The sequence below is a fragment of the Caballeronia terrestris genome, from assembly GCF_001544515.1.
Classification (GTDB): domain Bacteria; phylum Pseudomonadota; class Gammaproteobacteria; order Burkholderiales; family Burkholderiaceae; genus Caballeronia; species Caballeronia terrestris.
This window is the reverse complement of sequence record NZ_FCOL02000134.1, coordinates 1-6,499: the sequence shown is the minus strand read 5'-3', so window position 1 is coordinate 6,499 and position 6,499 is coordinate 1. Positions and strand designations below refer to the sequence as shown.

Here is a 6,499-nt window from a genome sequence, read left to right as displayed (position 1 = left end):
AGCGTCTTGTCGAGCGCTTCGAGCAGGCGATGATGGCCGCGGTCGTTGCCCTGGAATGCGTGGATCGTGCCGGCGAGATCGGGGAAGCTCTTCAGGTATTCGCTGTCCTCGAAGTCGTGACGGCGCATTGCGGGCGGGAAGCGCAGCACTTCCGCGCGCTGATCGGCGCCGAGCAGCGTGATGACCTTGTTCAGGCGATCGACCACATCTTCGAACACTTCACTGCGGCCATAGAGACCGTTCTCTCCGGTATCGATCAGGATGCCGGCTTCGATCAGGCGATCGCGCAGGGTCGGATCGGATGCGACAGACGACGTTTGTCCTTCGGCCTGCATCAGCACGGCCGGTTCGGTAGGCATGTTCATTTTTAGTTTGTCCCCGTTACTGCAGTGCGCTGCGCGAGCAGCAGATTGGCCGTGTTCAATTCGATGCGGTCGTTGCTGATCATCAGCGGCGCCGACATGAGGTCGCGAAGATGACGCCCCACGCTGTAGTCGCTGTCGTTTTTGTAACCTGCCATGCCGCAAATCATCAGCGCTTCCTGCACGACCTGAAACGCCGATTGCGAGATCGCAAGCTTGAGCATGTTCAAGTCGGCGGCCAGCCCGATCGACGCGCCAAGCGGCATGTCGACCTGGTCGCTTCCGATCGCCTGCCGTGCGACGCGTTCCGCGTTCGCTTCAGCAACCGCCTGGAGCGAAGCCTTCAGGCGAGCCTGCATCATGCGGTGCATCGTGACGGCTTGTACGAGACGCGATGCCGAGGGCGGCAGCGCGCCGGGCTTGCCGCGCGCCTGATTGCGGAAGAACTGATGCGCGCGATTCACGGCATCGCCGGCGATGCCGATCCATACCGAAGCCCACAGCGTGTGCGATACCGGCAGCATGCTTTCATCCGCGATCTTCGCGAACGGCGCCGGCAGGATTTGCTCCGCGATGCCCTGCGCAGTGAGTCGATGGCCTTCGCTGCACGTTCCGCGCATGCCGAGCGTGTCCCACGTGCCGCGTCGCTCCAGCGTGAACGTATCGCGTGGAGCTACGATCAGCACCTGATCGGAAGGCGGCGCATCCGGATGACGGCGTGCCGTGACGAGGATGCAGTCCGCGTGCGCGCCATACGAAATGGTCGGCGCAAGCTTCTCGATGCTGAAGGCACCGTCTACGAGATCGACTGCGCAAGCGCTCGTGCGCATGTTGCCGCCGATCGTCTCTTCCGAGGTCGCCGAAGCCAGCAGCAACTGCTCACCGGCGATGCGTGCGAGCAGATCGTGCTGCCATGCCACGTCGGCCGCATGATCGACAATGCACGCAACCTGGCTCTGGTGCATCGCATAGATCATCGCGGCCGATGCGCAACCTTGCGCCAGCACTTCGCAAAGACGCGCCACGCCATAGAGTTCGAGACCATCGCCGCCGAACGCGCGCGGGATCAACGCGGACAGCAGGCGTTCGTTGCGCATCGCGTCGAACGCTTCGTGCGGGAAGCGAGCTTCGCGATCCACCGCGCTCGCATGCGCAGCCGAAATCACGGCTACGCGACGGGCTGCGGCGAGCAGCGCGATTTCGTCACGCGTTGGCGGCTGTTGCGTGTGGACGTGCGTCACGCGCTCTGCCGCTGCGTGAAAAAACTCCGTACCAACATTCATGCCGCGGCCTGCAAGCGGCGCAGTTCGACGATCGATGCTGCCAGTGTATCGATGCTTGAGAAAAGGCGACGCGTAAGCATATGGTCGGGAATCTCGATGGCAAATTCGTCTTCGATGGCGAGCATCACATGCACGGTGGCAAGCGACGAGAGTCCCGCTGCATACAGGTCGTCGCTGTCGCTGAGCGTTTCTACAGCGACGTCAAGACGAGCGGATTCAGAAAGGATACGGCGCAGTTGTGTTTTCATAGTTGTCATCCCCGGGGTGGCCACCGACTCATTCATTCGGCTATTTTCGATCAAAGCGCCGCATGGATTCGGCTCGCGTTCGGCGCTTGCCTGTTGCCATTCGAATCCCGCGCTGACGCTCGAGGTGCTTAAAGCCAAGCTCCTCTTACAAGCGTCTTGGATTGTGACGTCGCGCTAGCGGCAAAAAATGTAGTTTCTAAGAATGTATTTAACAAATTCCAATGGTCATACGTCCGTGCGACTGCGTACGAAATCGGGGCACTCGCGTTCCATTGAGCATGGAGGTGGGCATCGACCAGCGTCGGTTCGACGCTTACGCTCTGCGCGAGCCACATGCTATGAAAGCCGCAGGGCACGGATTCTTCGGCGAATGCGTTTCCGGTTCTACCCGTCGATGGATGTTTGTTGAGTTCGCCAGAACTGCCCTGCAGACCGCGGCGATCTCAGAGCTTTTCGGTTATTACCAGTTAATGTGGCGCACAAAACATAACTGTTACTGGTTATTACGCACAATCCTTCCTGTCGGACAAATAAAACAAGCGCCACAAGGCGGCACCAAAAGCAGCCAGGCCATACGGGGAAGTCATGGAGCGGGACAACAACACGATGCCCTTCAAAGGGCACGTCATCGCAGTGTGTATTGGCGTATCGACCGTCGTGACGAGTGCATGGGCGCAAGACGCAGAGACGCCGCCGGCCATTCATGTCGATGTCGCCAACCAGGCTCAGCCGCTCATCTCGTTGCCGAGCACGCCGACGCCGAGCCCGGTCAACAAAACCGCTCCGTTGCCGGCCGCCAATGGCGCGCCACTCACGCCGCGCGGCACCGTGAACGCAGCGTCGTCGCTCGACAAGAGCGCAACGCTTGCCGACACGCCGCGCGCCCGCGCCGCGGACGTCAACAACCAGCAGCCGCTCGACGCTGCGCTTGGCGGCGTCGTCACCACCGACACGGTCACGCTCGCGGGTCAGGATTTCTATAACTGGTTCGCGCAGGCCTGGAGCGCAATCCCGCTCTCCGAGCGCTACATCATCTCGGTGCACGAGCGGCCTTCCGCGCGATATGGCAGCCTGGTCTGGGTGGAATACGGCCAGCGCCGCGTGTTCCAGGCGTTCCTGCCGATCGCTCGTTCTAACGTGCGGCGGGTGGCGGAAAGCGCGGCGCAAGTGGCTTTCCAGAATGTCATGCAGGCAGACCTGACGCGTCTGCTGTTCCGCGACGTCGACATGGCGACGGACGAACTCTAATAAAACGCAACGCCGCCAACTCCGGGAAATCACGATGAAAACGAATGCGCTTGTCAAACGCGCGGCGCTCGCCTGCGCGCTCTCAATCCAGATGGTCGCGGCTCACGCCACCGCGCTCGTCTACGAGCCGATCAATCCGAACTTCGGCGGCAGTCCACTGAACGGGCCGAATCTGCTCAACGAAGCGAACGCGCAGAACAAGTATAAGGACCCGTCGACCAGTGATTTTGGCACCAGCGGCCAGTCCACGCTCGACCAGTTCAACACGCAACTGCAGCAGGCGATTCTCTCGCGCGTCGCGTCGTCGATCTCGAGCTCGATCGTTGCCACCGACGGCACGCTGCATCCGGGCACGATCAACACGGGCAACTTCTCGATTTCGATCACGCAAGTCTCGGGCAACAACCTGCAAGTCACGACGACCGACAAGACCACGGGTGCAGCGACCACGTTCATCGTCGGCAACGGCCAGTAACCGAGAGCGATAAGAAATGAACAAGAATTCGGCGAAAACCGCCGCCCTGCGTGCGACTCTGGCTGCAATGATCTTCTCGATGGTGCTGCTCACGGGTTGCGTCACCCAGCCGATGCCCTCAGCCGGCAACGCGACGCTCACACCGCCCACGCGCGTCACGCGCGACCTCACGCACCTGCCGCCGCCGAAAGGCAGAATCACCGCGGCCGTGTACGGCTTTCGAGACCTGACTGGCCAGTACAAGCCGTCGCCCGACAGCTCGTTCTCGTCGCAGGTGACTCAGGGTGGTGCGTCGTTCCTCGTCAAGGCGATGCGCGATTCCGGCTGGTTCACGCCGGTCGAGCGCGAGAACCTTCAGGACCTGCTGACTGAGCGCAAGATCATGCGCGCGCTGGAGACGCCTGACGACAAGAACCGCGCCGGGTCCACCGTTCCGCAGATCGGCGCATTGGCCCCTGCGAGCATCGTGCTGGAGGGCGGCATCGTCGGGTACGACTCGAACATTCGCACGGGCGGCGCTGGCGTCGCTTATCTGGGCATCTCGGCGTCGCAGCAATATCGCGTCGATCAGGTGACCGTGAACCTGCGCGCGGTGGATATCCGCAATGGCACGATCCTGAACAGCGTCTCGACGACCAAGACCATCTATTCGATTCAGGTCGACACCGGTGTGTACCGCTTCATCGGCTTCAAGGATTTGCTGCAGGCCGAGATCGGGATGACGCGCAACGAGCCGCAGCAACTGTGCGTGAACGAGGCCATCGAATCGGCGCTCGTGCACCTGATCGTGCAGGGCGTCGGGAACCAGACCTGGTCGCTCAAGGACATGAAGGACTGGTACGACCCCACGATGCAGCGCTATCTGCAGGAAAACCAGGGCTACGCGCAGACGATGGAAGCCGTGAATCCGCCGTATGACCCGGCGAAGATCGATCCGCCCAAGACCCTCGGCAGCGGCGTGAGCGGTTGAGCCAATCGAACAGGAGGAGACCAATGAAGATTTCGCGTGTCCCTAAAGTTGCGCTGGGCGTCGCGCTCGGCGCGGTCGTGAGCCTGTCGCTCGCGGTATTCGCCGCAGACCTGTCGCCCGTCTCGGACTTCGGTCCGTCGGAGCCAGGCTTCAGTGGCGCGGCACAAGTTGCACGAGTCACCCAAGCAGGCGCTGGAAATCGCTTAGCTGGCGTGCAATCCGGCCATAACGGGCTGATGGCAAATCAGGCGGGCGCCGCCAATGCGGCCGTCATGGCGCAAGCCGGCACGGACAACTGGATGGCGCTCTCGCAAAGCGGCAGCGGCAACCAGTACGGCGCCTACCAGGCGGGAACGAACAACCGCTCGGTCACCGTACAGAGCGGTAGTAGTAATGCAGCAGTGGTCACGCAGATCGGTTCATCGATGTCGTCGCAGGTCACGCAGTTCGGTACCAACGACTCGGTCACCATCCTGCAGAGCCGCAATGGCACCGGCCTCTCGGTCACACAGACGGGCAACGGCGCGCGAGCGTCGGTCCTGATGAAGTAGGAAAGGGGATTCCCGGCAGCAGAGTTTCGAGGATGCAGGTGGGGAGCAGTTCGCGGTGAGGGTGGGCCGGCATGGCAGCGGAGACTGTCATCCGTAAGCGGTAATTAATCGAAGTATTCAAATATCAAACCAACGAGGGGATTAAAAATGAAAGTCAAGGCAATCATCATCGCTATGGGTCTGGCAGCATTGGCATCGACGTCGGCCTTCGCGGCGGACAGCTACTCGGTAGGCGAGCGCGCGAGCGTCGTTCAGTTCGGCAACGGCAACGCCGCGAACGTCGACCAGCAGGCGTCCAGCTATGACGACGTCAAGGTGCAGCAAACGGCCAATGGCGCGACTGCCACGGTCACGTCCACAACCGGCGCGTTCAACAAGACCGACATCAAGCAGAACGGGGTCGGCAGCGATTCGAAGCTGAGCGCGACGGTGACGCAAGACCGCGCCTACGCCGAGCAAACGCGCATCTCGCAGTCCGGCAGCAATGCGACGGCCACCGTGACGCAAACCTCGTCGTCGTTCGATAACGACAGCGTCAATCAGAACGGTTCGAACAGCAAGGCGAAGATCACCCAGACGGGTTCGTCGAGCAACATCGTCAACATCGATCAGGGCATGAACAAGTCCTATGGCAAGATCGACGGCGGCGACGCCACCGTGACGCAGACCAGCACGACCGGCAACAACGTGCAGATCTCGCAAGACCGCGGCAACGACAAGGCAGTGGTCGAGACGAACGGCGGCGGATTCAACAAGACGACCATCACCCAGACGGGCGGCGGCACGGACGCTTCGGTTCAGCAAAGCAGCGAACTCGCCGACACGGTGTCGATCAAGCAAGACGGCGCGGAGATCGCGAACGTCTCGTCGACCAACGGCGGCGACAACCACACGAGCATCGACCAGAGCGGCGCCACTCTGCCGAATCTCGTGAGCGTGCACCAGATCAACGCGCAAAACGAAACGACCAACATCGTTCAAAGCGGCGCGGCGTTCAACAAGGTCTACGTCGACCAACTGTTCGAGGCGAACGACCACACGACGGTGATCCAGAACGGCAGCGAAAACACCGCATCGGTGGCGCAGCGCTTTGGCGGCTCGAACACGGTGAACGCACTGCAGCTTGGCACCAAGAACATCGCAGACCTGTCGCAGCAAGCTGCGGTGGAATCGTCGCTCATGTCGACGCAAGTCGGCGAACTGAACTCGGTGACGGCATCGCAGACCGGTTCGCGTGAAGAGTTGACGCTCGCTCAAGTCGGCTCCGGTAACATCGCCACGGCTACGCAGAGCGGCGCAGGCAACGTAGGCCTGATCGCGCAGGGTGGTCTGGGCAACAGTGCATCGCTGTCGCAAGCCGGC

General features: G+C 61.6%; 8 protein-coding genes. 5 read left to right on the top strand and 3 right to left on the bottom strand.

The window, feature by feature from the left end:
* The 3 genes from AWB67_RS33550 to AWB67_RS33540 all read right to left on the bottom strand — a co-directional run.
* Window positions 1-365 (bottom strand): class-II aminoacyl-tRNA synthetase family protein (locus AWB67_RS33550; protein WP_510183514.1); only part of this gene is annotated, 365 nt, incomplete at its 3' end.
* A gap of 2 nt (window positions 366-367) precedes the next feature.
* Window positions 368-1,645 (bottom strand): acyl-CoA dehydrogenase family protein, encoded by a 1,278-nt coding sequence (locus tag AWB67_RS33545; protein ID WP_087660313.1) that lies wholly within the window; start codon window positions 1,643-1,645, stop codon window positions 368-370.
* Window positions 1,642-1,893 (bottom strand): acyl carrier protein, encoded by a 252-nt coding sequence (locus AWB67_RS33540; RefSeq protein ID WP_087660312.1) that lies wholly within the window; start codon window positions 1,891-1,893, stop codon window positions 1,642-1,644. The genes AWB67_RS33545 and AWB67_RS33540 overlap by 4 nt, the downstream gene beginning before the upstream one ends.
* Window positions 1,894-2,478: 585 nt before the next feature.
* On the opposite strand from AWB67_RS33540, the gene AWB67_RS33535 reads away from it, so the two are divergent.
* The 5 genes from AWB67_RS33535 to AWB67_RS33515 form a co-directional block, all read left to right on the top strand.
* Window positions 2,479-3,141 carry a CsgE family curli-type amyloid fiber assembly protein gene (locus AWB67_RS33535; RefSeq protein WP_087660311.1) on the top strand — a complete coding sequence of 221 codons (663 nt, stop codon included), beginning with the start codon at window positions 2,479-2,481 and terminating at the stop codon, window positions 3,139-3,141.
* Window positions 3,142-3,175: 34 nt separating this feature from the next.
* Window positions 3,176-3,616, top strand: coding sequence for a curli assembly protein CsgF (locus tag AWB67_RS33530; protein ID WP_087660310.1), 441 nt, complete (start codon window positions 3,176-3,178; stop codon window positions 3,614-3,616).
* 16 nt (window positions 3,617-3,632) lie between these two features.
* A complete protein-coding gene (locus AWB67_RS33525; protein WP_087660309.1) occupies window positions 3,633-4,586 on the top strand; it encodes a CsgG/HfaB family protein in 954 nt (317 codons plus the stop codon).
* 23 nt (window positions 4,587-4,609) lie between these two features.
* Window positions 4,610-5,137 (top strand): hypothetical protein, encoded by a 528-nt coding sequence (locus AWB67_RS33520; protein WP_087660308.1) that lies wholly within the window; start codon window positions 4,610-4,612, stop codon window positions 5,135-5,137.
* Window positions 5,138-5,284: 147 nt separating this feature from the next.
* Window positions 5,285-6,499 (top strand): hypothetical protein (locus AWB67_RS33515; RefSeq protein WP_087660307.1); only part of this gene is annotated, 1,215 nt, incomplete at its 3' end.